This is a genomic window from Rhizobium sp. WW_1 (assembly GCF_003610155.1).
In the GTDB taxonomy this organism is placed as follows: Bacteria; Pseudomonadota; Alphaproteobacteria; order Rhizobiales; family Rhizobiaceae; genus Rhizobium; species Rhizobium tropici_A.
This window is the reverse complement of record NZ_RAIN01000063.1, coordinates 1-1,371: the sequence shown is the minus strand read 5'-3', so window position 1 is coordinate 1,371 and position 1,371 is coordinate 1. Positions and strand designations below refer to the sequence as shown.

1 protein-coding gene is annotated in these 1,371 nt (G+C 63.4%); it reads right to left on the bottom strand.

The features are described 5' to 3' along the window. Positions 1–1,371 (bottom strand): condensation domain-containing protein (locus BJ928_RS38450; RefSeq protein WP_245432831.1); only part of this gene is annotated, 1,371 nt, incomplete at both ends.

The window sequence follows — 1,371 nt, the reverse complement described above, 5'->3', positions numbered from 1 at the left end:
CGGCAGAACGTCCAGGGACCGCAACGCCGTCTCCGGCGCATCCTCCAGAGCCTGCGAAAGGCTCTCCAGCGCCCGCTCCATCAGCCCGACAACCCGATCCGCCGATACCGAACCCGATACCTGCGCCGTCAGACCAAGCGCATCGCCAAAATCCTCAACGGACAGAGAAACCGGATAGTTCGTCCGCTCCTCGCTCTCAAGCCATTCCGCTTCGCCAATCCGCGGCGCGTCTTCCTGCTGCGCAACATTGTGCCGGTAGTTCAGCAGCGCGCTGAACAGCGGCGTCCCCGCTGCAACCCCGCTGCAGCGCTGCGCTAGCGCAAGCGGCGCATGCTCGTGCTGCAGAAGCTCCGCAAGACGAAGATGCGTGTCGCGAACTCCCGCAGCAACATTGCGACCGTCAAGATCAAGCCGCAGCGGCAGCGTGTTGATGAACAGCCCCATCGCCCGGTCTGCACCAGCACCTGCCTGCATCCGACCAAGAAGAACCGTCCCGAACACAACCGTCTCGCGCCCGGACGTGCGCGCTATCACCTGGCCCCACGCAACATGGCAAAGGCTCGCAACGCTCACCCCCAGCCGGCGCGCCTGACCCCGAAGCCGATCGTTCAGCGACGCCGACAGCATCCGGTGAACCTCGACGACATCCTCCCCGTCCCCGCGAACCTCGCCAAGACCGAACGGCAGAGACGCCTCGTCAACATCGCCAAGACGATCCCGGAAGTAACGCTCATGCTCCTCAGCCGAAACACCAAGCCGCGCCTGCGCAACAACGTTGCGGAACGGTTCCGCAACAGGCAACTCTCCCTCGCGCCCGCCCAGGATCGCCTCGATCTCCTCGTTCAGGATATCAACCGTCGAATGATCCCCGATCAGGTGGTGGTACAGGTTCAACAGCAGCCACCGGTCCGCCAGCGGATCCCGGGCAATCACGAACCGCAGAAGCGGGGCCTGCGTCAGGTCGATCCGGTGATGCTGAAGGTCGTAGCGGCGACGTAGCTGATCAACCCCTGAACCGCCGTCGCCATCAAGTTCCACCTCCGTGATGCTCAGCGGCGCACGGCGCCACACAACCTGAACCGGAGACGACAGTCCCTCCCACACAAACGCCGTGCGCAGAATATCGTGACGGTCGACAACACGCTGCACCGCGGAAAGATACCGATCGAGCTGATCGCGACGCCCAAACGCCATCTGCGCCCGGATCAGGTACGGATCGCCCTTCTGCGACAGAAGATGATGGAACAGGATCCCGTCCTGAAGCGGCGAAAGACCATAAATGTCCTGGATGTTCCCAACACCCCCAGGCACCGCATCGACAACCCGGTCAAGCTCTGCCTGGCTCAGATCCGCAAGCGGTACCATCGACGG